Annotated in this window: 24 protein-coding genes; 18 read left to right on the plus strand and 6 right to left on the minus strand. The window is 67.1% G+C overall.

The genetic code is table 11. The features are described from left to right. Window positions 1-110: 110 nt before the first annotated feature. Window positions 111-278, minus strand: coding sequence for a 50S ribosomal protein L33 (rpmG, locus tag GGR46_RS22310; protein WP_025560997.1), 168 nt, complete (start codon window positions 276-278; stop codon window positions 111-113). A gap of 175 nt (window positions 279-453) precedes the next feature. Here rpmG and GGR46_RS22315 point away from each other — a divergent pair, with 175 nt between their 5' ends. Both GGR46_RS22315 and GGR46_RS22320 read left to right on the plus strand, forming a co-directional pair. After that, window positions 454-1,017, plus strand: a complete 564-nt coding sequence (locus GGR46_RS22315) for a TMEM165/GDT1 family protein (protein WP_184000280.1) — start codon at window positions 454-456, stop codon at window positions 1,015-1,017. 97 nt (window positions 1,018-1,114) lie between these two features. Continuing rightward, window positions 1,115-1,612: a Dps family protein gene (locus tag GGR46_RS22320; RefSeq protein ID WP_184000281.1), complete on the plus strand. Its 498-nt coding sequence runs from the start codon at window positions 1,115-1,117 to the stop codon at window positions 1,610-1,612. Between the two features lie 96 nt (window positions 1,613-1,708). On the opposite strand, the gene GGR46_RS22325 is transcribed toward GGR46_RS22320, so the two are convergent. Next, window positions 1,709-2,032, minus strand: coding sequence for a hypothetical protein (locus tag GGR46_RS22325; RefSeq protein ID WP_184000282.1), 324 nt, complete (start codon window positions 2,030-2,032; stop codon window positions 1,709-1,711). A 35-nt stretch (window positions 2,033-2,067) separates the two neighbouring features. Then, window positions 2,068-2,913, minus strand: coding sequence for a metallophosphoesterase (locus GGR46_RS22330; protein ID WP_184000283.1), 846 nt, complete (start codon window positions 2,911-2,913; stop codon window positions 2,068-2,070). A 51-nt stretch (window positions 2,914-2,964) separates the two neighbouring features. Between GGR46_RS22330 and GGR46_RS22335 the strand changes: the two genes are divergently transcribed. The 5 genes from GGR46_RS22335 (at window position 2,965) to GGR46_RS22355 (ending at window position 7,677) form a co-directional block, all read left to right on the plus strand. Then, a complete protein-coding gene (locus GGR46_RS22335; RefSeq protein ID WP_184000417.1) occupies window positions 2,965-4,542 on the plus strand; it encodes a cisplatin damage response ATP-dependent DNA ligase in 1,578 nt (525 codons plus the stop codon). A 62-nt stretch (window positions 4,543-4,604) separates the two neighbouring features. Beyond that, window positions 4,605-5,900, plus strand: a complete 1,296-nt coding sequence (locus tag GGR46_RS22340) for a metal-dependent hydrolase family protein (RefSeq protein WP_184000284.1) — start codon at window positions 4,605-4,607, stop codon at window positions 5,898-5,900. A gap of 39 nt (window positions 5,901-5,939) precedes the next feature. Next, window positions 5,940-6,377: a hypothetical protein gene (locus GGR46_RS22345; RefSeq protein ID WP_184000285.1), complete on the plus strand. Its 438-nt coding sequence runs from the start codon at window positions 5,940-5,942 to the stop codon at window positions 6,375-6,377. Further along, window positions 6,374-7,207 (plus strand): SMR family transporter, encoded by an 834-nt coding sequence (locus GGR46_RS22350; RefSeq protein WP_343058306.1) that lies wholly within the window; start codon window positions 6,374-6,376, stop codon window positions 7,205-7,207. Before GGR46_RS22345 ends, GGR46_RS22350 begins: the two co-directional genes overlap by 4 nt. Window positions 7,208-7,356: 149 nt before the next feature. Then, window positions 7,357-7,677 (plus strand): ribonuclease E inhibitor RraB, encoded by a 321-nt coding sequence (locus GGR46_RS22355; RefSeq protein ID WP_184000286.1) that lies wholly within the window; start codon window positions 7,357-7,359, stop codon window positions 7,675-7,677. A gap of 352 nt (window positions 7,678-8,029) precedes the next feature. On the opposite strand, the gene GGR46_RS25760 is transcribed toward GGR46_RS22355, so the two are convergent. Further along, complete coding sequence (locus GGR46_RS25760) at window positions 8,030-8,863, minus strand: cold-shock protein (RefSeq protein ID WP_184000287.1); 834 nt, start codon at window positions 8,861-8,863, stop codon at window positions 8,030-8,032. 210 nt (window positions 8,864-9,073) lie between these two features. Between GGR46_RS25760 and GGR46_RS22365 the strand changes: the two genes are divergently transcribed. From GGR46_RS22365 to GGR46_RS22400, 8 genes are all read left to right on the plus strand, one after another. After that, complete coding sequence (locus GGR46_RS22365; RefSeq protein ID WP_184000288.1) at window positions 9,074-9,913, plus strand: TerC family protein; 840 nt, start codon at window positions 9,074-9,076, stop codon at window positions 9,911-9,913. 9 nt (window positions 9,914-9,922) lie between these two features. After that, the gene (locus tag GGR46_RS22370) at window positions 9,923-10,543 is read left to right on the plus strand and encodes a ribonuclease D (protein WP_184000289.1); all 621 of its coding nucleotides are present in this window, start codon (window positions 9,923-9,925) and stop codon (window positions 10,541-10,543) included. Then, the gene (lptC, locus tag GGR46_RS22375; protein ID WP_184000290.1) at window positions 10,543-11,187 is read left to right on the plus strand and encodes an LPS export ABC transporter periplasmic protein LptC; all 645 of its coding nucleotides are present in this window, start codon (window positions 10,543-10,545) and stop codon (window positions 11,185-11,187) included. The genes GGR46_RS22370 and lptC overlap by 1 nt, the downstream gene beginning before the upstream one ends. Window positions 11,188-11,190: 3 nt before the next feature. Next, window positions 11,191-11,781, plus strand: a complete 591-nt coding sequence (locus GGR46_RS22380; protein ID WP_184000291.1) for an LptA/OstA family protein — start codon at window positions 11,191-11,193, stop codon at window positions 11,779-11,781. Between the two features lie 124 nt (window positions 11,782-11,905). Continuing rightward, window positions 11,906-12,682 (plus strand): LPS export ABC transporter ATP-binding protein, encoded by a 777-nt coding sequence (gene lptB / locus GGR46_RS22385; RefSeq protein ID WP_184000292.1) that lies wholly within the window; start codon window positions 11,906-11,908, stop codon window positions 12,680-12,682. Window positions 12,683-12,798: 116 nt separating this feature from the next. Beyond that, complete coding sequence (rpoN, locus tag GGR46_RS22390) at window positions 12,799-14,334, plus strand: RNA polymerase factor sigma-54 (RefSeq protein ID WP_184000293.1); 1,536 nt, start codon at window positions 12,799-12,801, stop codon at window positions 14,332-14,334. Further along, window positions 14,331-15,164: an endonuclease/exonuclease/phosphatase family protein gene (locus tag GGR46_RS22395; protein ID WP_246426308.1), complete on the plus strand. Its 834-nt coding sequence runs from the start codon at window positions 14,331-14,333 to the stop codon at window positions 15,162-15,164. The genes rpoN and GGR46_RS22395 overlap by 4 nt, the downstream gene beginning before the upstream one ends. 51 nt (window positions 15,165-15,215) lie before the next feature. Then, a complete protein-coding gene (locus GGR46_RS22400) occupies window positions 15,216-15,602 on the plus strand; it encodes a hypothetical protein (RefSeq protein WP_184000294.1) in 387 nt (128 codons plus the stop codon). A gap of 231 nt (window positions 15,603-15,833) precedes the next feature. Here GGR46_RS22400 and GGR46_RS22405 read toward each other — a convergent pair whose 3' ends face one another. Next, window positions 15,834-16,832, minus strand: a complete 999-nt coding sequence (locus GGR46_RS22405; RefSeq protein WP_184000295.1) for a ligase-associated DNA damage response exonuclease — start codon at window positions 16,830-16,832, stop codon at window positions 15,834-15,836. 18 nt (window positions 16,833-16,850) lie between these two features. Here GGR46_RS22405 and GGR46_RS22410 point away from each other — a divergent pair, with 18 nt between their 5' ends. The 3 genes from GGR46_RS22410 to GGR46_RS22420 all read left to right on the plus strand — a co-directional run bounded on the left by GGR46_RS22410 (window position 16,851) and on the right by GGR46_RS22420 (window position 21,878). Beyond that, the gene (locus tag GGR46_RS22410; protein ID WP_184000296.1) at window positions 16,851-19,268 is read left to right on the plus strand and encodes a ligase-associated DNA damage response DEXH box helicase; all 2,418 of its coding nucleotides are present in this window, start codon (window positions 16,851-16,853) and stop codon (window positions 19,266-19,268) included. Window positions 19,269-19,330: 62 nt separating this feature from the next. After that, window positions 19,331-20,371: an aspartyl protease family protein gene (locus GGR46_RS22415; protein ID WP_184000297.1), complete on the plus strand. Its 1,041-nt coding sequence runs from the start codon at window positions 19,331-19,333 to the stop codon at window positions 20,369-20,371. A 73-nt stretch (window positions 20,372-20,444) separates the two neighbouring features. Then, complete coding sequence (locus tag GGR46_RS22420; protein ID WP_184000298.1) at window positions 20,445-21,878, plus strand: mannitol dehydrogenase family protein; 1,434 nt, start codon at window positions 20,445-20,447, stop codon at window positions 21,876-21,878. 228 nt (window positions 21,879-22,106) lie between these two features. On the opposite strand, the gene GGR46_RS22425 is transcribed toward GGR46_RS22420, so the two are convergent. Next, window positions 22,107-23,207 (minus strand): ATP phosphoribosyltransferase regulatory subunit, encoded by a 1,101-nt coding sequence (locus tag GGR46_RS22425; protein ID WP_184000299.1) that lies wholly within the window; start codon window positions 23,205-23,207, stop codon window positions 22,107-22,109. Window positions 23,208-23,274 lie beyond the last annotated feature (67 nt).

A 23,274-nucleotide genomic window follows, 5' to 3' on the forward strand; every position in this document is an offset into this window, starting at 1 on the left:
CGAGACCCCGGAAGCGGGCACAGAAGAAGCCCCGCAGCCCAAGGGCCCGGGGCTTCTCTTCTGATCAATCCCCGCGCGAAGCGGGGATGCAAGTCAGGCCGAAGCCTGGCTTACTTGATCTTCGCTTCCTTGAACTCGACATGCTTGCGCACGACCGGGTCGTACTTGCGGAACGAGAACTTCTCGGTCTGGGTGCGCGGATTCTTCTTCGTGACGTAGAAGAAACCCGTGTCCGCCGTGCTGACGAGCTTGATCTTGACAGTGGTCGGCTTGGCCATGACCCAACAACCCTTGATTCTGTAAAAAGAAAAGAGCGGCACGCTGAGGCGCACCGCTGCCAGACGCGGGCAACTGTGCGATTCTCTGCCAAAAGTCAAGGCTGCGCACCAAAGGCAGGATGCTTCACACGGGTTTAACCCCGCGGCGCCACAATATCCGCCGAAAGGGAGGCACATGGAAGCTCTGGTCCCGGCCTTCCTTCTGGCCGCCATCACTCAGTTTTGCGACAAGCCGGCGCTGCTCGCCGCGATCCTCGCCGATCGCTATGGGCGCCCGCTCACCGTGGCGCTCGCCGCGGGGCTGGCGCATGTCGCGGTCAATTTCGCCGCCGGGCTGGGGGGCATGCTGGTCGCCCCGATGATGACGCCCAACGCCCGCGCGCTGCTGCTCGCCCTCGCACTGATCTTCGGCGCGCTCGGCACGATCGGATCGGGCAAGGTGAAGGACCGGCTGGCCGGCTGGAAGCTCGGCCCCTTCCTCACACCCCTGCTCGGCGTGCTGATTCTCGCCTTTGGCGAGAGCACGCCCTTCTTCACCCTCGCCCTCTCCACCGGCGGGCAGCCCTGGTTCGCCGCCGCGGGCGCTTCGATCGCGTGCTTCGGGGTCGCCTTCGTCGCCGCCGTCCTCGGCGAGCGGACCTGGCAGGCCGTGCCGTGGCGCTGGCTGCGCATCCTCAGCGGCATCGGCTTCCTGATCGCGGGCTGCTGGATCGGCGTCGATGCGCTGCGTTTGACCTGATCGATTTCTGAGATCGGTAAATTGCAAGTGCGCGATCGGAACCGCTCCCTATATCCCGTTCGTTGATCCTCCGAATCAATTCCCCAGGGAGACGAACATGGCAGACACCAATGCGGCCCTCCGCACCCCCACCGATCTCAACCGCAACGACACCAAGAGCGTGGCGGATGCGCTGAACAGCGCCCTGGCGGACAGCTTCGCGCTCTATTTCAAGACCAAGAACTTCCACTGGCACGTCTCGGGCCCGCACTTCCGCGACTATCATCTGCTGCTCGACGATCAGGCGGCGCAGATTCTGGGCATCACCGATGCGATTGCCGAGCGCGTCCGCAAGACCGGCAACCTCACGCTGCGCTCGGTAGGCGACATCGGCCGCCGCCAGACGCTGACCGACAATGACGCCGACTATGTGTCGCCCGGCGACATGCTCGCCGAACTGCGCGAGGACAATCTCAAGCTGGTCGAGAGCTTCCGCACCGTGAAGCAGGCCGCCGAGGATGCCGGCGACAATGCGACCAGCGGGATCGTCGACGAATGGACCGACCAGGCCGAAGAGCGCGCCTGGTTCCTGTTCGAGGCCAGCCGCAAGGGCTGAGGCCTTTTTTTTGCTGTTCAGCAGAGCTGAACAGGCGCCGGGCCCGGCGAAGCCGGACAAAAAAGGGCCGGATGCGAATCCGGCCCCTTTTTCGCGTCACTTGATCTTGGCGAGGTCCGCGTCGAGCTTGGCGAGGATCTCGTCGGTGATCTTGCCTTCCGAGAAGGGCGCGACGCCGCGGAAGCTCATCGCCTTGAACTGGTCATAGGCCGGGTGCTTGTCGACATCGCCGAGGCCGTCGGCAACCAGCACCGCCTTGGCAGCCTCGTTGGCGAACAGCGCCTCGATCGGCGTGTCGGCGCTGAACTTGGCGGCCGCAGCGGGCGTCGCGGCAGGAGCCGGCGCGGGCGCAGGGGCGGTCTGGGCGAAGGCCGCGGCGGGCAGGCAGGCGAGCGCGGCGGCGGTGAGAATAAGCTTCATTACGTGGAGTCCCCTCCGGTGGTGGAACGTCGAGCCTAACGCGCTTTTTGTGACGACGCCATTGCTGCTGGCATCAGTGTCAGCAACCACACATCCGGCCTCGCGCCCAGGCGGAACGGCACGCCGCTGGTCCCCAGCCCGGCGGTGACCACCACCGTCCGCGCGCCCTCGCGCACCAGCCCGCAGCGATAGCGCCTGCCATAGCGGCTGACCTCCGGCGCGATATTCTGCCCGAACACCAGCACCTGCCCGCAATGGGTATGCCCCGCGAGCAGCAGATGCGCATCGGCGGGGAGGTCCGGCGCGACATCGGGGGAATGCGTCACCAGCACGATCGGCCCGCCCAGCGCCCGCGCCGCCTCCATCGTCGCCCGCACATCGGCATGGCCCGAAAAGTCGTCGCTGATCCCGCCCAGCGCCACGGGCCCGCGCGACACCGCGCTGTTCTCCAGCACTGTCACCCCCGCCTGGGCAAGCTGCGCCCGCACCGCCTGGGGTCCCGTCCAGTAATCGTGATTGCCGAGCACCGCCGCCACGCCCAGCGGCGCGCGCAACTCGCGCAAGGGGGCCACCATCGCCGGCCCCAGCTTCGCCGACCCCTTCGGATCATGCCCGAAGATGAAGTCCCCCGCGATCACCACCAGGTCGGGCTTCAGCGCATTCACCTGCGCGACGATCCGGCCGAGCCGCTTCGGCCCCATCGCCGCGGTGCCGACATGGATGTCGCTGAGCAAGGCGATCGTCACCGGCCGCTCCAGCCCGGGCATCGCCACCTCCGCACGGCGCACCACCGGATCGCTGGTCGCCTCGCGGAAGCACCAGCCGAGAAAGCCGGCGCCCAAAAAGGCCAGGGTGGCGAGAATCGCGAGAAGCTTGCGCATATCGAAACATCGTAACGGGAGCGCATCGGCCGCGCTATGCGTTGCGCCATCATGCGTGCCTTTGCCGACCTCCTCGACGGACTGATCTACACGCGCTCGCGCAACGCCAAGCTCAAGCTGATCGGCGACTATCTGCGCGCCACCCCCGATCCCGATCGCGGCTGGGCGATGGCGGCGCTCACCGGCAAGCTCGACCTGCCCGCGGTCAAGCCCGCGCTGATCCGCGCGATGGTCGAGGCCCGGGTCGATCCGGTGCTCTATGCGATGAGCCGCGACTTCGTCGGCGATTCGGCCGAGACCATCGCCCTGCTCTGGCCCGAGCCGGCGGTGCCGCCCGAAGACACCACGCCCCTCACCCTCTCGCACATCGTCGCCACGCTCGCCGGCATCTCCAAATCCGACGCGCCCGCGATCCTGGCATCGATGCTCGACCGGCTCGAGGCGGACGAGCGCTTCGCCCTGCTCAAGCTCGCGATGGGCGCGCTGCGTGTCGGCATCTCCGCCCGCCTCGCCAAGACCGCGCTGGCCCAGGCCTTCGGGCTCGACGTCGATGCCGTCGAGGAAGTCTGGCACGGCCTCGTCCCGCCCTATGCCCCGCTGTTCGACTGGGCAGAGGGTCGCGGCGCCCAGCCGGCCGCACGCAACGTTCCCGTCTTCCGCCCCTTCATGCTCGCCCATCCGCTCGAGGCCGAGAGCGTCGACCTTGCCGACTATGCCGCCGAATGGAAATGGGACGGCATCCGCGTCCAGCTCGTCCATGTCGCGGGCGAGACAAGGCTCTACAGCCGCGCCGGCGACGACATCACCCACAGCTTCCCCGAAATCGCGGCCAGCTTCGCCGCCCCCGGCGTGCTCGACGGCGAACTGCTGGTGAAGGGCGAGTTCCAGGGCGGGGAAGCGGCAAGCTTCAACGCGCTCCAGCAGCGCCTCGGCCGCAAGCAGGTCAGCGCCAGGACGCTCGCCGAATATCCCGCCTTCGTCCGCCTCTACGACATCCTGTTCGATGGCGAAGAAGACCTGCGCGCGCTCCCCTGGACCGAACGCCGCACCCGGCTGGAAGTCTTCGCCCCGCGGCTCGATCCCGAGCGGTTCGACGTCTCCGCGGTGATCGAGGCCGCCGACTTTGCCGCGCTGGAGGAAATCCGCGCCGGCGCCCGCGACGCCTCGATCGAGGGCGTGATGCTCAAGCGCCGCGACTCCCCCTATGTCGCCGGGCGCCGCGCCGGCCTGTGGTACAAATGGAAGCGCGACCCGCTGATCGCCGACTGCGTGCTGATGTACGCCCAGCGTGGCTCGGGAAAGCGCAGCAGCTTCTATTCGGACTACACCTTCGGCGCCTGGACCGCGGAGGGTGAACTGCTCCCCGTCGGCAAGGCCTATTTCGGCTTCACCGACGAGGAGCTGAAATGGCTCGACCGGTACGTGCGCACCCACACGGTCAACCGCTTCGGCCCGGTGCGCGAGACCGACAAGACGCTCGTCCTCGAAGTCGCCTTCGATTCGATCCACGAATCGAAGCGCCACAAGTCCGGCCTGGCGATGCGCTTCCCCCGGATCAGCCGCATCCGCACCGACAAGCCCGCACATGAAGCCGACACGATCGAGGGCCTGCGCAGGCTCGCCACCTGAGCAGCTCTCGACATCTGCACGCACCGGCATAAGCTCCGCCCCAACGAAAAAGAGGGGATTCCATGATCCGGAAATTGATCGCCGCCGCGCTGCTCGTCACCGCTTCGGGCACGGCCCAGGCGCAGACCTATGCCATCCAGGCGGGCCATGTGATCACCGATGCCGCGAAGCCGGCGCGCGGGCCGTCCACGCTGATCGTCGAGAAGGGCAGGATCGTCCGGATCGAGGACGGCGCCACCGCGCCCGCCGGCGCCACCGTGGTCGATCTGCGTAGCAAGACCGTGCTGCCCGGGCTGATCGACGTCCATGTCCACCTGACCTTCAGCGCCGGCGAGCCCTGGTATCAGGGCCTGACCACCAAATATTCCGAACCCTATGCCGCCACTGTCGGGCTGAAGAACGCGCTGGTCACCGCCCGCGCCGGCTTCACCACGGTGCGCGACCTGGGCGGCGCGGCCAATGCCAGCCTCGCGGTGCGCGATGCGATCGCCGATGGCAGCTTCCCCGGCCCGCGCGTCCTCGTCGCCGGGCCGGCATTGTCGATCATCGGCGGGCATGGCGATCAGACCACCGGCCTAGCCCCCGAGCTGCGCGACGCGATCGACCGGACCGGCGAACAATTCTGGGTGTGCACCGGCGCCGCCGAATGCGCCAAGGCGGTGCGCAAGCTGGCGGCGATGGGCATGGACGCGATCAAGTTCCACGCCACTGGCGGCGTGCTCGATCCCGGCGCGATGGGGCTCGAGCAGCATTTCACCGATGAGGAGATGAAGGCGATCTGCGACACCGCGCACCAGATGCACCTCAAATGCGCCGCCCATGCGCATGGCGCACGCGGGATTGAGGCGGCGGTGCGTGCCGGAGTCGATTCGATCGAGCACGGCACCTTCGCCGACGATACCGACGTCGCGCTGATGAAGAGCAAGGGCACCTATTTCTCGGCGACGCTGATGGCGTTCAGCGGACTGCAAATGTATCTCGGCAAGGGCATCTTCAGCGAGAATAGCGAGATCAAGGCGCGCCAGACGCTCGATCAATGGGGCAAGGCACTCAACCGCGCCTACAAGGCCGGGGTGAAGATCGCGCTCGGCACCGATGCCGCGGTCTACCCGCATGGTCGCAATGGCGAGGAGATCGGGCTGATGGTCTCCAAGGGCGGCATGACCCCGCGCGATGCGCTGATCGCCGCCACGAAAGGGGGCGCCGACCTGCTCGGCCTGTCCGCCGAGACCGGCACGCTCGATCCCGGCAAGTCCGCCGATCTGATCGCGGTCGATGGCGATCCGCTCACCGATCCCGCCGCGGTGCTCCGCATCGGCTATGTGATGGTACGCGGCAAGGTCGTGCCCTTGCAGTGAGGCGTTGCGCGCGCCGCCGCGCTGCGCCACTCTCCGCACATGGGGGAAGAACGCGTTCCGATACTGCCGCTTGTCGCCTGCGTTCTCGCGGGGCCGGTGATCGCGTCGCTGCTCCCGGGCATCTTCGCCGCCGGATCGAACGCGGGGGACAGTTTCCTGCGCATCTGGGGTACGCTGGCGCTGTTCGGCATCTGCTACGCCGCGATCGTCGGCGTGCCGATCGCGCTGCTGTTCCTGCGGGATCCGGCCTTGCCCTGGCGGCGCTGGTTCGGCGCCGGGCTGCTCGCGGGATTGGTGACCGCCGCGATCGTGCTGGGATGGACCGGGCTGACCAGCGTGCGCCACCTGGTCGCCGGACAATGGGCCGAAGTGCAGGTTCTGACGCTGTGGATCGTCGTTCCGCTCGTGCTGCTCTCGGCAATCGTATCCAGGGTCATTCTCGCTCTGTGGCTGGGCCGCCGACAGATCGAGTTGTGAGTCCCGAATTCCTGGCCCCGGCGATGATGATCGCCTCGGGCTCGATCCACGCGGTGGTCAATGCCATCCTCAAGGGCGGCAAGGACAAGATGACCGGCCGCGCGATCATCGACGGGTCGAGCGCGCTGATCCTGCTCCCCGCCACGCTGCTCGTGCCGTTGCCGGCGGGCGCTTGGGGCTGGCTCGGCCTCAGCGCCGCGATCCATTGCCTCTATCTCTACGCCGTCGTCCGCGCGTTCGAGACGAGCGACTTCTCCGCCGCCTACCCGGTGATGCGCGGCGTCGCCCCGATGCTCACCGCGGCGCTGGCGATCCTCGTCTTCGGCGAACATGTCTCGACGCGCGAGATCATCGGGATCGCGCTGATCGGCGGTGCAGTGGCGATGCTGGTGATCGGCCGCCACCTCGGTCGGGCCGGGCTCGGCTGGGCGCTGCTCACCGCGGCGATGATCGGCTGCTACACCATGGCCGACGCACACGGCGTGCGCGCTGCGCCGCGGCCGGTCAGCTATATCGTCTGGTCCTTCGTCCTGTCCGGCGGGGCGATCGTCACGATGTTCGGCCTTGCCTCGCGCGGCCGCATCTTCGTCGCGGCGCTGGGGCAATGGAAGGCGGGGGTGACCGCCGGCGCGCTGTCGATCGTCACCTATGGCCTGGCGCTCAACGCCTTTGCGCTCGGTGCGATCGCCCCACTCGCCGCGCTGCGCGAGACGGGCATGGTGACTGCGCTGGCGATCGCGATCTTCTTCCTCGGCGAGCGCGTGACGCCGATGCGTGCGCTCAGCGTCCTGGGGATACTTGGCGGGGCCACACTGATTCTAACAGCCTAGCTTCTCCGAAATTTTCCGCGCGAAGGTGATCACGCGCCCCTCGAAGTCGGTCAGGTCATATCGGCTGATACGCTCGTGAATCAGGTAATGAGGCGTTTGTGAATCCTGCTTCCCGATATAGCCTTGGTCGGCTCACAACTGAGGCGCCGATGTCGTTGTTCGAGGAGAATGCAGCGATCCTGCGGAATATGGGAGCGGATGGAAGCGACCTCGGCCCTTCTCGCGCTATCGATTTTTCTTACGTATTTCCCGATCGGGCCGCGGCTGACGCCTTCGCCCAGGCAGCAAACCGTGAAGGCTTCGCCGCTGTTGTCGAGAAAGTCGAACGCGAAGAAGACCCATGGGACGTCACTGCGTCCAAGGATATGGTCCCCACTTGCGAGAACATCACCGACACCGAGGAAAGGCTGCAAACCTTGGCACGAACGTACCGAGGACGGACAGATGGTTGGGGCTTCTTCCAAGCCTGATCAGTCTATGAGTTCACGGCCCGGTAGGTGCACGGGCGACCAAAGCGCGCGCGCCATTGGGCATCGCGAATCGCCCTAGCCCGTTCTTCTCTCGCCTCGTTGGACTTTCCACGCAGCTGCTGCTTCTGCTCCACAGTCACGTGCCCACATCGCCGCTAAATTGAGTGCGGATGATCAACTGAACCCGACCCGGGGTGAGGCACGCCCTCTCTATTCCAGTTGAGCTTGTCACTCATTCCGGTTCCTCCAGCGCCGACCTATGGGCAATCGTTACAGCGCAATATGCCCTGAAAGCAAAAGGGCCGGACGTTTCCGCCCGGCCCTTCCGTTTTACTTAGCCTGAAGGCTGGTCTCAGCTACCCGGCGTGAGGTTCACTGCCGCGTACTTGCCGCGACGATCGACCTCGAGCTCGAACTCGAGACGGTCGCCTTCGTTGAGCGTCGGCATGCCCGCACGCTCGACGGCCGAGATGTGCACGAACGCATCCGGCTGGCCGTCATCGCGCTGAATGAAGCCGAAGCCCTTCATCGCGTTGAAGAACTTGACCGTGCCGGTCGCCTTCTCGCCGGTCAGCTGGCGCTGCGGACCACCGCCGCCACGCTCGCCGCCGAAGCCGCCGCGATCACCGCCGCGGTCCTCGCGGGGTGCACGCTCTTCGACCGGCATCGGCTCGCCGTCGATCTTCAGCTCGGTAGCCGAGATACGGCCGCCGCGATCGACGAGCGTGAAGCCCAGCGGCTGGCCTTCGGCCAGGCCGGTGAGGCCTGCCTGCTCGACCGCCGAGATGTGCACGAAGACGTCTTCGCCGCCATCGTCGCGAACGACGAAGCCGAAGCCCTTCTGCGCGTTGAAGAACTTAACGACACCGGTGCCTTCGCCGATGACCTGCGGGGGCATACGGTTGCCACCGCCGAAGCCGCCGCCACCACCGCCGCCGAAGCCACCACCGCCGCCGCCGCCGCGGTAACCACCGCCACCGCCGCCGCCGCCGAAGCCGCCGCCACCGCCGCCGCGGTAACCACCGCCGCCGCCGCCGCCGAATCGATCACCGCCGCCGAAACCGCCGCGATCCTCGAAACCGCCGCCGAAGCTGCTGCCGCCACCAAAGTCATCGCCGCCGAAGCCATCACGCTTGTCGCGGCCACGTCCGCCGCGATCCCCACGGCGCCCTCTATCGAAACTCATGCCCTGTTCGTCTTCCCGGTTCGCCCAAAATCACAATCAAAAGCCAAGCGCCGGACGAAAAACGCAGGTCTTCAAGCGCAAAAAATCGCGCCACAGAATCGGTCATAGCCCAAAATCGAACAGTGAGCGAACGAAATTCGACTTGAACAGGGCGAACATCCGTTAACCGCGGCGCTTGCGCCACATTTCGTCGCAGGGCACGGTAGCGATATGGACGCGATCGCCGATTTGCTCGCCAGTCCGGCCGCCTGGGCCGCACTCCTCACGCTCATCGTGATGGAGGTGGTGCTCGGCATCGACAACCTGATCTTCATCTCGATTCTCTCGAACAAGCTGCCCGAGGGCGAGCGCCAGCGCGCGCGCCGAGTCGGCATCTCGCTCGCGCTGGTGATGCGCCTCGCCCTGCTCACCGGGATCAGCTGGATCATCAGCCTGAAGAACACCGTATTCTCGCTCGGCATCCAGGGCCCGCTCGATTCGCACGGGCAGCGCGCGTTCGAGACCGATTTCTCCTGGAAGGACCTGATCCTGCTCGCCGGCGGCCTGTTCCTGATGTGGAAGGCGACCACCGAGATCCACCATTCGGCCGATGCCGACGAACCCGGCGAGCAGGACCATCTGCTCGACAAGCACAAGGTGGCATCGCTCACCTTCACCGCGGCGATCGTCCAGATCCTGCTGCTCGACATCGTCTTCTCGGTCGATTCGATCCTCACCGCGGTCGGCATGACCGAGCATGTGCAGATCATGTACGTCGCGGTGATCGTCGCGGTCGGCGTCATGCTCGTCGCGGCCGATCCGCTCGCCAACTTCATCAACCGCAATCCCAGCGTCGTCATGCTCGCCCTGGGCTTCCTGCTGATGATCGGCATGGTGCTGATCGGCGAGGCGTTCGGCGCACACATTCCCAAGGGCTATATCTACACTGCCATGGCCTTCTCGGCGGCGGTCGAGGGGCTCAATATCTGGTCGCGGAATGCCCGCGCCCGCAAACAGGCGATGAAACAACCGCAGCCCACGGCCATTGAGCCCGGCGACGAACGGAGCTAGGCGACCCGCATGACTGTGCATTTCCACGAAGAAGACATCCCCGAGGGCCTGTTCGCGCCGGGCGCCTCGATCGCCGTCGACACCGAGACGATGGGGCTGATCACGCCGCGCGACCGGCTGTGCGTCGTCCAGCTGTCCGACGGGTCGGGGGACGAGCATCTCGTCCGCTTCGGCCCGCGCTCGGCCTATGACGCGCCGAACCTGCGCATGCTGCTCGCCGATCCCGAGCGGCTGAAGCTCTACCATTTCGCCCGGTTCGATCTGGCGGCGATCCGCTTCTATCTCGGCGTCACCGCCGGCCCGGTCTATTGCACCAAGATCGCCTCGCGCCTGGTGCGTACCTACACCGATCGCCACGGCCTCAAGGACCTGGCCCGCGAGCTGGTCGGCGTCGAGATCTCGAAGCAGCAGCAGAGCTCGGATTGGGGCGGTCCCGAACTTTCCGAGCCGCAGCGTGAATACGCAGCGTCCGACGTGCGTTACCTGCACGCAATGAAGACCGAACTCGACAAGCGCCTGGAGCGCGAAGGCCGCACCGACCTGGCCCAGGCCTGCTTCGACTTCCTGCCGGCGCGCGCCGAACTCGATCTCGCCGGCTGGCCCGAAACCGACATCTTCGCGCATATCTGATGTCCGAAGTCGCAGCACGCCTCAGATCACAAAAGCGCGGCTGGGCCCATCCCGGCAGCGGACATGATCGAGTCGTGCGGCTGTCGCTGCTCTTCCTGCCCGTCGGCATCGGCGTGCTTTCGGCCTTCCTCGTCCTCGCACCGCTGCTCACCAAGGGCGAAGTCAGCTTCGTGCTCGACAAGAACAAGGTCGAGCTGTCGCCCGAACGGCTCCGCCTCGAAGCGGCGGTCTATCGCGGCGAGGACGAGAAGGGCCAACCCTTCCGCCTCAACGCCGGCTCGGCGATCCAGAAGAGTTCGTCCGAGCCGATCGTCAAGCTCAACCAGCTCGCCGCCGAGATCAAGCTGCCCGAAGGCCCTGCCACGCTGAAGGCGGACAAGGGCCATTACGACATGGACAAACAGCAGGTCACCAGCGACGGCCCGATCAACTTCCAGACGACCGATGGCTATACGCTCGACACCACCAACGCCACGGTCGACCTCAAGACCCGCAAGCTGGAAAGCGGCGGTGCCGTCACCGGCAAGACGCCGACCGGCGTGTTCAGCGCCAACAAGCTGACCGCCGACTTGGAAAACCGCACCATCTCCCTAGATGGCAATGCACGCTTGCGGATTACGCCCAAGCGCGCGAATAGGCGCTAGATCATGATCCGTGCGACTGCCCTGCTTCCGATCGGCTTCACGCTGGCGCTGCTTGCCGCATCGCCTGCGGCTGCGCAGCAGCGGCACGACAGCAACGCGCCGATCGATTTCGACGCCCAGCACATCGAGCTGCAGGACAAGGCGAACCGCGTCCTCCTCTCGGGTGGCGTGCGGATCAAGCAGGCGGAGATGACGCTGATCGCGGCGCGCGTCACGCTCGCCTATGTCGGCCAGATCACCAACGGCTCGCCCGAGGTGACGCGCATCGACGCCTCCGGCGGGGTCAACATCACCCGCCCGGATCAGAGCGCGACCGGCCAATATGCCGTGTACGACGTCAACAAGCGGATCATCACCATGGTCGGCGGCGTCACCCTGAAGCAGGCGGGCAATGTCGTCTCGGGCGGACGGCTGGTCATCAATCTCGACACCGGCCGCGCGACGATCGACGGATCGGGCGTCGGCGGGTCGGCAACGCCGGGCACCCCGGGCGTGCAGAGTCGCGGCGGCCGCGTGACCGGACGCTTCAACGTGCCGCAGCGCGCCACTACGCCGTCGCCCGCGCCCACCGCCACGCCGACACCCAAGCAGTAATCGCCCTTTTTCCTCGGCACGCCGCGCGGGCTCTTCCCTTCCCGGCCGTCTTCATGCAGGAATCCTGCCAAACGGCCACGGGGAATCCCGCCGGAACCGCGAACCGTCCATGCAGGGACCGAGTATGACCGACGCCGCCACCCTCGAAACGCCCGTCGCGGATCCCGCCCCGCTGCCCGACAAGGGCCTCGCCGTCGTCTCGATCGCCAAGTCGTACGACAAGCGCGTGGTGCTCACCGACGTCTCGGTCTCGGTCGGCCGCGGCGAAGTGGTCGGCCTGCTCGGCCCCAACGGCGCCGGCAAGACCACCTGCTTCTATTCGGTGATGGGGCTGGTGAAGCCCGACAGCGGGCGCATCATGCTCGACGGCGAGGACATCACCCGCCTGCCCATGTATCGCCGCGCGATCCTGGGCCTCGGCTATCTCCCCCAGGAGACCTCGATCTTCCGCGGCCTCACCGTGGAGGGCAACATCCTGGCGGTGCTCGAGCTGGCCGAACCCGACAAGGACGCGCGCAAGCGCCGGCTCGACGAGCTGCTCGAGGAATTCGGCCTCACCCGCCTGCGCGCCGCGCCGGCCATGGCGCTGTCGGGCGGCGAGCGCCGCCGCGCCGAGATCGCCCGCGCGCTGGCCGCCGATCCGACGATCATCCTGCTCGACGAGCCGTTCGCCGGCATCGATCCCATCTCGATCTCCGACATCCGCGACCTGATCATCCAGCTCAAGAAGCGCGGCATCGGCGTGCTGATCACCGATCACAATGTCCGCGAGACGCTCGACATCGTCGATCGCGGCTACATCATCTATGATGGCCGCGTGCTCTTCGCCGGCGCGCCAGGCGATCTCGTCAAGGACGAGAATGTCCGCCGCCTGTATCTGGGCGAGAGCTTCGAGCTGTAGTCTATGAAAGGCGGCGCCTTTCCTAGCCGTCATCCCGGCGAAAGCCGGGATCTCAGGCCGTATCGCACGCGCCTGCCGCATGAGACCCCGGCTTTCGCCAGGGTGACGGCCTTGGCATGAGTCTCGCGCCTCGCCTCGATCTGCGCCAGTCGCAATCGCTGGTGATGACGCCGCAGCTCCAGCAGGCGATCAAGCTGCTGGCGCTCTCGAACCTCGAGATCGAGACCTTCATCGCCGAGGAGCTGGAGAAGAACCCGCTGCTCGAGAACGGCGGCACCGGCAATGACGAGCGCGAGAGCGGCAGCGAGGCTCCCGATGCCCCCGAGCCCGATTTCGACTTCGAGGAGCGGGACGGCCCGGCCGATGCCAGCGAACTGATCGCCGGCGGCGGCGAAGCCTCGGGCGAAGCGGCGCTCGACGTCGATTTCGCCGCCGAGACCTTCCACCATGACAGCGGCAGCGACACGATCGGTGCCGGCGGCGGGCTCGACGGCAGCCTGGGCCTAACCGGCACCGGCGGTGGCGGGTCGGAAGACGGGCCGGACTTCGACAATCTCGGCAGCAGCGATCTCAGCCTCGCCGATCATCTGATGGCCCAGGCCGGAGCGAGCATCGACGGCGGCGACCTGTTCATCGCCGCGCATCTGATCGACCAGATCGACGAGGCCGGTTATCTCACTGCGCCCCTGCTCGACATCGCCAACCGGCTCAACGTGGCGCTCGCCCGGGTGGAAGATGTGCTGGCGACCATCCAGACCTTCGACCCCACCGGCGTCGGCGCGCGCAACCTGGCCGAATGCCTCGCGCTCCAGGCGAAGGAGGCCGATCGCTACGATCCCTGCATGGCGCGGCTGATCGACAATCTCGATCTCGTCGCGCGCGGCGACCTGCCGCGGCTCAAGCGCATCTGCGACGTCGATGATGAGGATCTGGCGGACATGATCCGCGAGCTGCGCAACTACGATCCCAAGCCCGGCTGCCGCTATGGCGGGGAACCCACGCTTGCGGTCACTCCCGACATCTTCGTCGCGCGCCGCGGCGCCGGCTGGGCGGTCGAGATCAACGCAGCGACGCTGCCCAGGCTGCTCGTCAACCGCGCCTATTACACCGAAGTCTCCTCCGGCCCGCAGGACAAGGCGAGCAAGGCCTGGCTCACCGACATGCTGGCCAGCGCCAACTGGCTGGTGAAGGCGCTCGACCAGCGCCAGCGCACGATCATCAAGGTCGCCAGCGAGATCGTGAAGCAGCAGGAAGCGTTCTTCCTCAAGGGCGTCGCGCATCTCAAGCCGATGACCCTGCGTCAGGTCGCCGAGGCGATCGAGATGCACGAATCGACGGTGAGCCGTGTCACCTCGAACAAGTATCTCAGCTGCGCACGCGGGCTGTTCGAGCTGAAATATTTCTTCACTTCGGCGATCCAGTCCTCGGAGGGCGGCGACGCGGTCTCGGCGGAAGCCGTGAAGAACGCGATCCGCACGCTGATCCAGGCCGAGGATCCCAAGAAGATCCTGTCCGACGACACGCTGGTCGAGCTGCTCAATGCAAAGGGCTTCGACATCGCCCGGCGCACCGTCGCCAAATATCGCGAGGCGATGGGGATCGGCAGCTCGGTGCAGCGGCGCCGGCAAAAGGCACTGGAGGGCGTGGGTTGATTCGTTTCCTGTGGTTGGTGCTCGCCCTGCTCGCTCCCGTCGCGGCGCAGGCGCAGGACAAGCTCGTCGTGATGAGCTTCAACGTCCGCTATCCCTCGCCCAATGACGGCGCCAATGTCTGGGAGAAGCGCCGCGACCTGTTCGTCGAGACGGTCGCCGCCGCTGCACCCGATGTGGTCGGCACGCAGGAGCTGTTCCAGCTCCAGGGCGATTATCTCGTCGCCAAGCTGCCCCAGTATAGCTGGTTCGGGGTCGACCGCCGTGGCGACCATGCCGACGAGCATATGGGCGTCTTCTATCGCCGCGACCGGCTCAAGCTGGTCGAGCAGGGCAATTTCTGGCTGTCCGACGCTCCGGATACAGTCGCCAGCATCAGCTGGGGCAACATCTTCCCGCGCATGGTGACCTGGGGCCTGTTCGAGACCAGGGCGGGCAAGCGCTTCTACCTGCTCAACACCCATTTCCCCTATCGCGCCGAGGACGAAGCGGCGCGCGAGAAATGCGCCGAGCTGCTCCGCCGCCGCATCGCGGCTCTGCCCAAGGATGTGCCGGTGGTGCTGACCGGCGATTTCAACATCGGGCCCGAGGCGAAGCCGCACGCGCTGCTCAGCCAGGACCTCGCCGATGTCCGCAGTGCGGTACACAAGCCCGAGGGTCCGGAGGCGACCTTCCACGGCTTCAAGGGCGCGCCCGATCGTCGGATCGACTGGATCCTGGCGCGCGGCTTCCGTCCGCTGGCGTTCCGCACGATCGATGCGCATCGCGGCGAACTCTACCCCTCGGACCATTACCCAGTGGTCGCCACGCTTGCCTGGACGAAGCGACGCTAGGGAAACCGCCCTTAGCGATTTGGTAGCAAGGCTCGGGCTATCGCCAACTCCATGTCCGCCGATTTTGCCATCGATGTCGATCCTGCGCGTGATCTCGTCCGTATCCGGATGAGCGGCTTCTTCACGCCCGAGGACATCGATGCATTCCTGGCGGCGCGCGCCGTGGCGCACACCCAACTGCGCTGCGGCCCCAACCAGCATCTCACGCTCAATGACCTGAGCGACATGAAGATCCAGTCGCAGGACAGCGTCGAGATGTTCCGCGCGATGCTCGCCGATCCGATCTATCGCTCGCGCCGGCTCGCCTTCGTGATCGGCAGGACCTTGGCGCGTACCCAGCTCCAGCGCGCGCTCGATCGCCGCACCGCCCGCTGCTTCGACGACAGCTGGGCCGCCGAGGCCTGGCTGTTCGCCGGCTCGGACCGCGCCGCAGCCTGATTTCCCCCTGCTTGCAATGTAGGATTTCGTCTGTTCTGCTCACGCGGTCGGGAGAAATTTCGCTGCTCTTTCAATTTGTTGGAAAAATAGGAACGCGCGAGCGCAACAATGTTGCGAGATGCGCAGCATTTCCGCCAACCTTGTCAATTTAGGCGCACCGGAAATCCGCTCTGGGCACGAACTTTGTGAACTTTGCCAACGAATCGACCTCGCGCCTGTTGGACCGCGCGATCAGTCGTCTTCGTCCTCGAACCCGGCCAGATCGAGCGCCCGCGCCTTGACCTGGTGGAGCCGGCACCAATGGACCAGCGCGTCCTCGCGACCATGCGTCACCCATACCTCGCGCGGTTCCAGCTCCTGGATCGTGCGGGTCAGCTCGTCCCAGTCGGCATGGTCGGAGAGGATGAGAGGCAGTTCGACATTGCGCTGCCTGGCGCGCTGGCGGACCCGCATCCAGCCCGACGCCATCGCCGTGATCGGATCCGGCAATCGCCGCGACCAGCGGTCGTTGAGCGCGCCCGGCGGACACAGGATGATCCGCCCCTGCAGCTCGGCCTTGGCAACACCGGTGGCCGGGCGCAGTTCGCCCAGGTCGACGCCCTGCTCGACATAGAGGTCGCAGAGCCGCTGGAGCGCGCCGTGGATGTAGATGGGATCGTCGAACCCCATCACGCGCAGCTCGCTGATCACCCGCTGCGCCTTGCCCAGCGCATAGGCGCCGACCAGCACGCAGCGCTCCGGATTTGCACGCAGCGCGGCGAGGAGCTTGTCGAGCTCGTCATGCGTCTCGGGGTGGCGGAAGACGGGTAGCCCGAAGGTCGCCTCGGTGACGAACACGTCGCACGGCACCGGCTCGAACGGCGCGCAGGTCGGGTCGGGTCGGCGCTTGTAGTCGCCCGAAACGACGATCCGCTCGCCGCGATGCTCGAGCACGATCTGGGCGGAGCCGAGGACATGGCCGGCGGGTACGAAGCGGATATCGATGCCGTGCATCGTGATGCGCTCGCCATAATCGACCGGATTGGCGTTCTGGGGGCCATAGCGCGCCTCCATGATCGCCAGCGTCTGCGGCGTCGCCCACACCGCCTCATGCCCGCCCCGGGCGTGATCGGCATGGCCGTGCGTGACCAGCGCGCGACGAACCGGCTGCGACGGGTCGATCCAGATATCGGCCGCGGCCAGATAGATGCCGGTGGGTCTAGGATCGATCCAGTCGCCGAGCTTCGCCATCATGCCTATATGGGCGGGATGGCCCTTGGTTCCCAGCTTCCCCCGATATTGCAGGACTGGTTCGCAAGCCGCGGCTGGGCGCCGCGCCGCCACCAGCTCGAGATGCTCGAGGCCGGCCGCCGGGGCGAGCATGCGCTGCTGGTGGCACCGACCGGGGCGGGCAAGACGCTGGCCGGCTTCCTGCCGACGCTGGCCGAGCTGATCGAGGAACCGGCCGACGGGCTGCACACGCTCTACATCTCGCCGCTCAAGGCACTGGCGGTCGACGTGCAGCGCAACCTGCTCACGCCGATAGACGAGATGGGCGCGCCCATCCGCGTCGAGACGCGCACCGGCGACACGCCCTGGGAGAAGAAGGTCCGCCAGCGCGCGCGCCCACCGCAGATCCTGCTGACCACGCCGGAGTCGCTCAGCCTGTTGCTGTCCTACGAAGACAGTCTGAGGATGTTCGCGGGGCTGAGGACAGTAGTGATCGACGAGGTCCACGCCTTCGCCACCGGCAAGCGTGGCGACCTGCTCGCCCTGGCCATGGCCCGGCTCCAGCGCCTCGCGCCGAACCTGCGCCGCGTCGCACTCTCGGCAACGGTGGCGGAACCCGATGGCTATCGCGCCTGGCTCGCCCCGCATGGCGACATCGACGCGGTGACGCTGGTGCAGGGCGAGAAGGGCGCCGAGCCCAATGTCGCGATCCTGCTCCCCGAGGACCGCGTGCCTTGGGCCGGCCATTCCGGCGTCTATGCGATCCCGCAGGTCATGGCCGAGATCGAGACGCACAAGACGACGATCGTCTTCTGCAACACCCGCGGCCTGGCCGAGCTGGTCTTCCAGCAGCTGTGGAAGGTCAACGAGCTCAAGCTACCGATCGGCGTGCATCATGGCAGCCTGAGCCTGGAGGCGCGCCAGCGGGCCGAGCAGGCGATGGCCGACGGGCAGCTGCGCGCGCTGGTCGCTACCGCCAGTCTCGACCTCGGCGTCGATTGGGGCGATGTCGACTGCGTGATCCAGATGGGCGCGCCCAAGGGATCCTCGCGCCTCCTCCAGCGCATCGGCCGCGCGAACCACCGGCTCGACGAGCCCAGCGAGGCCGTGCTCGTCCCCGGCAACCGCTTCGAATATCTCGAGGCCCGCGCAGCACTGGATGCCGTCGAGCATGGCGAGCTCGACCCCGACGTCTTTCGCCCCGGCGCGCTCGATGTGCTGGCCCAGCACGTCATGGCCTGCGCCTGCGCCGCGCCCTTCGATCGCGACCAGTTGCTGCACGAGATCCGCGCAGCATTGCCCTATTCGGCACTCCCCGACGAGACGTTCGACCGGGTGCTGGGGTTCATCGCAGATGGCGGCTATGCCCTGCGCGCCTATGACAAGTTCAAGCGGCTGACCAAGGGCAAGGACGGGCTGTGGCGGGTGACCACGCCGGCCTTTGTTGCGCAGCATCGACTGAACGCCGGCATCATCGTCGAATCACCGATGATGGAAGTGCGCTTCAAGAATGGCCGGCGGCTCGGCAAGGTCGAGGAGGCCTTCGGCACCCAGCTCTCGCCGGGCGACGCGTTCGTCTTCGCTGGCATGGCGGTGGAGGTCGAGCGAGTCGAGCTGACCGACCTGATCGTCCGCGCCACCGCCAAGCCGGCGCGCTATGTCTCGTACATGGGCGCGCGGCTGGCGATCACCGCGACTTTGGCCGAGCGGGTCCGCCATTTCCTTCATGACCGCAGCCAGTGGCGCCGCTTTCCCGACGACGTCCGCGAATGGCTCGAGGTCCAGGAACGCCGCTCGGCCATCCCCGCCCCTGGCCAGTTGCTCGTCGAGACCTTCCCGCACGAAGGGAAGCACCACATGGTCGCCTACAGCTTCGAGGGCTGGAACGCACACCAGTCGCTCGGCATGCTGATCACGCGGCGGATGGAGGCACTGGGGCTCAAGCCGCTCGGCTTCGTCGCCAACGACTATGCGCTCGCCGTCTATGGGCTGGAGAAGATCGAGGATCCCGCCGCGCTCTTCTCGCCCGACATCCTCGAGCATGAGTTCGTCGAGTGGGTGCAGGGCTCGGCGCTGCTCAAGCGGGCCTTTCGCGAAGTGGCGATCATCGGAGGGCTGGTCGAGCGACAGCATCCGGGCAAGAAGAAGACCGGGCGCCAGATCACCTTCTCGACCGACCTGATCTACGACGTGCTGCGCAAATACGAGCCCGACCATCTGCTGCTGCGCGCCGCCTGGGCCGATGCCCGGGCGCGGATGACCGATGTCGGTCGCCTCGGCCATCTGCTCGACACCGCCGCCGACACGATGCTGCACATCGACCTGCCCCGCGTCTCCCCAATGGCCGTGCCCGTCCTCATCATGATCGGCCGCGAGAATGTCGCCCAGGGCATGACCGAGGACGCGCTGCTGATGGAAGCGGAGGACATCGCCGCCGAAGCGATGCGGCTGGACTAGGCTGCGACGGAAACATTCCAGACAGATTGCTGCGCAGCATGCGAAGGTGTATCTTCACAAGCATGAAAAGGCTCGCAGTGCTTCTCCTGCTCCCGCTGGCCGCCACCGCCGGAGCGCGTGACCTAACCCAGAACCCGACCGAGCACGCCCCGCCGCCGACGGTGCGGGTTCAGGATCCCGATCTGACCTTGCCCACGCCCGAAGATGTCGAGGCGACGCTGCTGGCGCTGGGCGAGATCGACAAGCGCCTCACCGTCCCCGTCGCGGTGGGCAATAGCGGCCCCTATAATTTCATCATCGACACCGGTGCCGAGCGTACCGTCATTGCGCGCGAGCTCGCCGGATCGCTGCGGCTCGGCGCGGCGTCGCCGGTGATCATCACTTCGATGACGGGGCGCGACACGGTCGGCACGGTGATCGTGCCCGGACTGAGCATCAAGTCGATCGGCGAGCAGCACACCATCGTCGCCCCGGCGCTGGAGGCCCGCAATCTCGGTGCGCTCGGCCTGCTCGGCATCGACACGCTGCGTAACCATCAGGTGACCATCGACTTCGAGAAGGGCACCATGGCTGTGCGCCCCAGCGTGAAGCGCAAGGCGGTCTCCCGGCGCGATCCCGACGAGATCATCGTCACCGCCAAGAATGTGTTCGGCCAGCTGATCGTGACCGACGCCTATTATGGCTCGACGCGCATCCAGGTGGTGCTGGACACCGGTAGCCAGGTGACGATGGGCAACAGCGCCTTGCGCAAGCGGGTCGGCCGCAATGCCCTCAAGGCCCAGCGGATCCAGCTCACCAGCGTGACCGGCGCGCAGACCAGCGCCGACTACACCAAGGTGCCCGACATCCTGATCGGCAAGGTCCGCTTCGGCGAGATGCCCGTCGCCTTTGCCGATGTGACTCCGTTCGAGCGCTTCGGGCTGACCAAGCGGCCGGCATTGCTGCTCGGCATGGACGCACTTCGCGCCTTTCGGCGAGTCGATATCGACTTCCCGAACCGCCAGGTCCGCTTCCTGATGCCCGAGGGTGCGGTCTCTAGGCGGAGCTACACCGGATCGCGGATTCCGGGTGCCGAGACCGGAGGGTCGGTGCACAGCTACTGATGTGATGCCGAGCCCGCGGAACGCAATGCCGGGCCATTGACTTTACCTGCCCGGGCGCGTTGACACCGGGGGCATGACCAGCCTTTCGCGCGCCGCCCTCGCCTCGCTTCCCGCTGCCGTCACCCGGCCCGGGCACGACCCCGCCGCCATCCGCACCGGCGTGGTCCATTTCGGCCCCGGGGCCTTCCACCGCGCGCACCAGACCGCCTATTTCGACCGAGTGCTGGACGGCGATCCGCGCTGGGGCATCGCCGCGGTCTCGTTGCGCAGCGCCGGCACGGTCGATGCGCTGAAGGCGCAGGACGGGCTCTACACGCTGGCGATCATCGACCGCGAGCCGGCCACCCGGATCATCGCCGCCCATTCCGACGCGATCGGCCCGGGCGAAGGCACCAGGCTGCGCACCCTGCTCGCCGATCCCACGGTCAAGCTCGCCACCAGCACGGTGACCGAGAAGGGCTATTGCCTCGCCGCCGATGGCAGCCTGGACTTCAATCATCCCGACATCGTCCATGACCGTGCCCGGCCGGGCGAGCCGGCAAGCGTGATCGGCTGGATCGTCTCGGGCCTGGCCGATCGCCGTGCCGCCCGTGCCGCGCCCTTTGCGATGCTGTGCTGCGACAACATGACCGGCAATGGCGGCAAGCTCCGCGCCGCCTGTGTCGCGCTGGCCCGCGAATGGGACGCCGGGCTGGCCGACTGGATCGCCGGCGAAGTCGCCTTCCCCGATTCGATGGTCGATTCGATCACGCCGGCGAGCGACCCCGCCTTCCTCGCCAAGATGGCCGGGGAGCTGGGCGTCGAGGATCAGGCGGCGGTGCAGCGCGAGCGCTTCACCCAGTGGGTGCTCCAGCGGTTCGACCTGGCCGACGGTCCCGATCTCGCCGGCGCGGGCGTGACGCTGACCAACGACGTACAGGGCTATGAGCAGGCCAAGCTGCGCATCCTCAACGGCGCACATTCCAGCCTTGCCTATATCGGCCTGGCGCTCGGCCACGAGACCGTGTTCGAAGCGGTGAGCGATCCGGCGCTGGGCGGCTTCGCCGGCCGGCTGATGCACGAGGACATCGCGCAGTCGCTCAAGCCGGTCGAGGGCCTCGACGTGCAGGGCTATGCCGATGCGGTGTTCGACCGCTTCCGCAATCCGGCGATCCGCCACTTGCTGAGCCAGATCGCCTGGGACGGTTCGCAGAAGCTGCCCTATCGCCTGCTCGACACGGTCCGCGACAAGCTGGCGGCAGGTGAGGACGTGGCGCGGCTCGCCGTGCCGGTGGCGGCGTGGATCGCGTTCCTCAACCGCAAGGCGAAGGCGGGAGAGACGATCACCGATCCGCTGGCGGAGGTGTTGGCCGGCGCGGCGTCGAGTGGCGACCCGGCGGCCGCGGTGCTGGCGCTGCGCCAGGTGTTCCCGGCCCAGCTCGCCGAGGATGCGCGCTTCCGCGACGCCGTGACGGCGGCGGTTACGGCGTTTCTCGACGGGCGCGAGGCGGAACTGCTCGCCCGCTGATCCTACGGCAGCAGCGCTGCGCGACTCGGCAAAGTACACGGAGTACATGCCAAAAGCGGGTTTTCGACGCGCTTGCGTTGACACAGTTCCGGGAAACGCCGCGCATCTCGCAGCATTGTTGCGCGGGACGAGTCCTATATTTCCTACGGTCTGAAAGAGCGGCCGAGCACGGGGATCGACGGCTTCAGGCAAACACGTGAAATCCTACATTGCAAGCAACTCGGTGGATCAGACCGCCGACGGTGCCCCGTCGCGCAGCACGTGCGTGCAGAGCTGCGCCTCAGGCGTGTCGTCTTCCTCGAGCGCGGCGACCGTCACCCAGCCCTCTTCGCGCAGCTTCGCGCCGATGCCGGCGGGCGTGCCGAAGGGCAGGAACAGCCGGCGGCGATCGCCGGCGCCGATGCCCGCGTACAGGATCGGATCGGCATAGAGCGAGAAACCGACCGCAGCTTCCTCGCGGCCATTGCCGTGGAGGATCGTATAGGTGCCGCCCCGACCGATCTCGCCGCGCACGCCGCGAGCGAAGAGCGAGAAGCCGAGCCAGCTCTGATATTCGAAGCCGTGGCGCTCGGTGGGATCGAGGGTGAGCGCGGCCTGGCCGCGGATGCTCGCGGCGATTTCGGCAAGGCCGTCGAGACGGGTGGCGAGTGCCTTGCCGGCGTCGATTGCGCGCAGGCGCTCGACCGCGGCATCGAACGGGCCGGCGGCCTCGATCAGCGGCAGATAGCGCGGGTCGATCGCGGCGACGCCGGCTGCGTCCTTGGCGTCGAGACGTTCGCGCAGGGTCGCGAGCTGGGCGCGTGTCAGGCTGTCGCCGGCGAGGCAATCGACCAGATCGGGCAAGGTGAAATCGAGCGCGATGCCCTCGACCCCGCCTGCCTGCAGCGCCTCGATCGCGACGCGCACCACTTCGGTGGCGGCGGCGACGGTATCGAGGCCAATCAGTTCGGCACCAATCTGGCGGGTGGCACGCAGCGGATCGAGCTCGGAAGCCGAGAGCTTGATCACCGGACCGGCATAGGAAAGGCGCACCGGGCGCGGGTGGTGACCCATGCGGGTGACGGCGATGCGGCCGACCTGCGCGGTGAGATCGGGCCGGATCGCCAGCGTGCGCTGCGACACCGGATCGACGAAGCGCACCGCATCGCGCAGGCCGCCAGCGGCCTTGAGGCGGGCGCTCAGCTCGTCGGCGAATTCGGCGAGCGGGGGATCAACCTGCTCATAGCCATAGGCGCGCGCGACGCCGAGCACGCGGCTCTCCAGCCGGGTGGCGGCATCGGCCGCGGGAGGGAGGCGATCGTGGAAGCCTTCGGGAAGTAATCCGCTCATGCCCGCTCCCCTAGACCAAAGCGTCATCCCGACGGAAGCCGGGATCTCGTGCGACGGGCATGGCGCC

This window comes from Sphingomonas kyeonggiensis (assembly GCF_014196745.1).
GTDB lineage: Bacteria > Pseudomonadota > Alphaproteobacteria > Sphingomonadales > Sphingomonadaceae > Sphingomonas > Sphingomonas kyeonggiensis.

Coding starts and splice junctions, on each gene's coding strand:
- GGR46_RS22410 (WP_184000296.1), top strand. CDS start 16,851: ATGGCCCTTGGTTCCCAGCTTCCCCCGATATTGCAGGACTGGTTCGCA.
- GGR46_RS22335 (WP_184000417.1), top strand. CDS start 2,965: ATGCGTGCCTTTGCCGACCTCCTCGACGGACTGATCTACACGCGCTCG.
- GGR46_RS22415 (WP_184000297.1), top strand. CDS start 19,331: ATGAAAAGGCTCGCAGTGCTTCTCCTGCTCCCGCTGGCCGCCACCGCC.
- GGR46_RS22400 (WP_184000294.1), top strand. CDS start 15,216: ATGTCCGCCGATTTTGCCATCGATGTCGATCCTGCGCGTGATCTCGTC.
- GGR46_RS22320 (WP_184000281.1), top strand. CDS start 1,115: ATGGCAGACACCAATGCGGCCCTCCGCACCCCCACCGATCTCAACCGC.
- lptB (WP_184000292.1), top strand. CDS start 11,906: ATGACCGACGCCGCCACCCTCGAAACGCCCGTCGCGGATCCCGCCCCG.
- rpoN (WP_184000293.1), top strand. CDS start 12,799: ATGAGTCTCGCGCCTCGCCTCGATCTGCGCCAGTCGCAATCGCTGGTG.
- GGR46_RS22325 (WP_184000282.1), bottom strand. CDS start 2,032: ATGAAGCTTATTCTCACCGCCGCCGCGCTCGCCTGCCTGCCCGCCGCG.
- GGR46_RS22340 (WP_184000284.1), top strand. CDS start 4,605: ATGATCCGGAAATTGATCGCCGCCGCGCTGCTCGTCACCGCTTCGGGC.
- rpmG (WP_025560997.1), bottom strand. CDS start 278: ATGGCCAAGCCGACCACTGTCAAGATCAAGCTCGTCAGCACGGCGGAC.
- GGR46_RS22420 (WP_184000298.1), top strand. CDS start 20,445: ATGACCAGCCTTTCGCGCGCCGCCCTCGCCTCGCTTCCCGCTGCCGTC.
- lptC (WP_184000290.1), top strand. CDS start 10,543: ATGTCCGAAGTCGCAGCACGCCTCAGATCACAAAAGCGCGGCTGGGCC.
- GGR46_RS22345 (WP_184000285.1), top strand. CDS start 5,940: ATGGGGGAAGAACGCGTTCCGATACTGCCGCTTGTCGCCTGCGTTCTC.
- GGR46_RS22405 (WP_184000295.1), bottom strand. CDS start 16,832: ATGGCGAAGCTCGGCGACTGGATCGATCCTAGACCCACCGGCATCTAT.
- GGR46_RS22365 (WP_184000288.1), top strand. CDS start 9,074: ATGGACGCGATCGCCGATTTGCTCGCCAGTCCGGCCGCCTGGGCCGCA.
- GGR46_RS22355 (WP_184000286.1), top strand. CDS start 7,357: ATGTCGTTGTTCGAGGAGAATGCAGCGATCCTGCGGAATATGGGAGCG.
- GGR46_RS22425 (WP_184000299.1), bottom strand. CDS start 23,207: ATGAGCGGATTACTTCCCGAAGGCTTCCACGATCGCCTCCCTCCCGCG.
- GGR46_RS25760 (WP_184000287.1), bottom strand. CDS start 8,863: ATGAGTTTCGATAGAGGGCGCCGTGGGGATCGCGGCGGACGTGGCCGC.
- GGR46_RS22315 (WP_184000280.1), top strand. CDS start 454: ATGGAAGCTCTGGTCCCGGCCTTCCTTCTGGCCGCCATCACTCAGTTT.
- GGR46_RS22370 (WP_184000289.1), top strand. CDS start 9,923: ATGACTGTGCATTTCCACGAAGAAGACATCCCCGAGGGCCTGTTCGCG.
- GGR46_RS22380 (WP_184000291.1), top strand. CDS start 11,191: ATGATCCGTGCGACTGCCCTGCTTCCGATCGGCTTCACGCTGGCGCTG.
- GGR46_RS22330 (WP_184000283.1), bottom strand. CDS start 2,913: ATGCGCAAGCTTCTCGCGATTCTCGCCACCCTGGCCTTTTTGGGCGCC.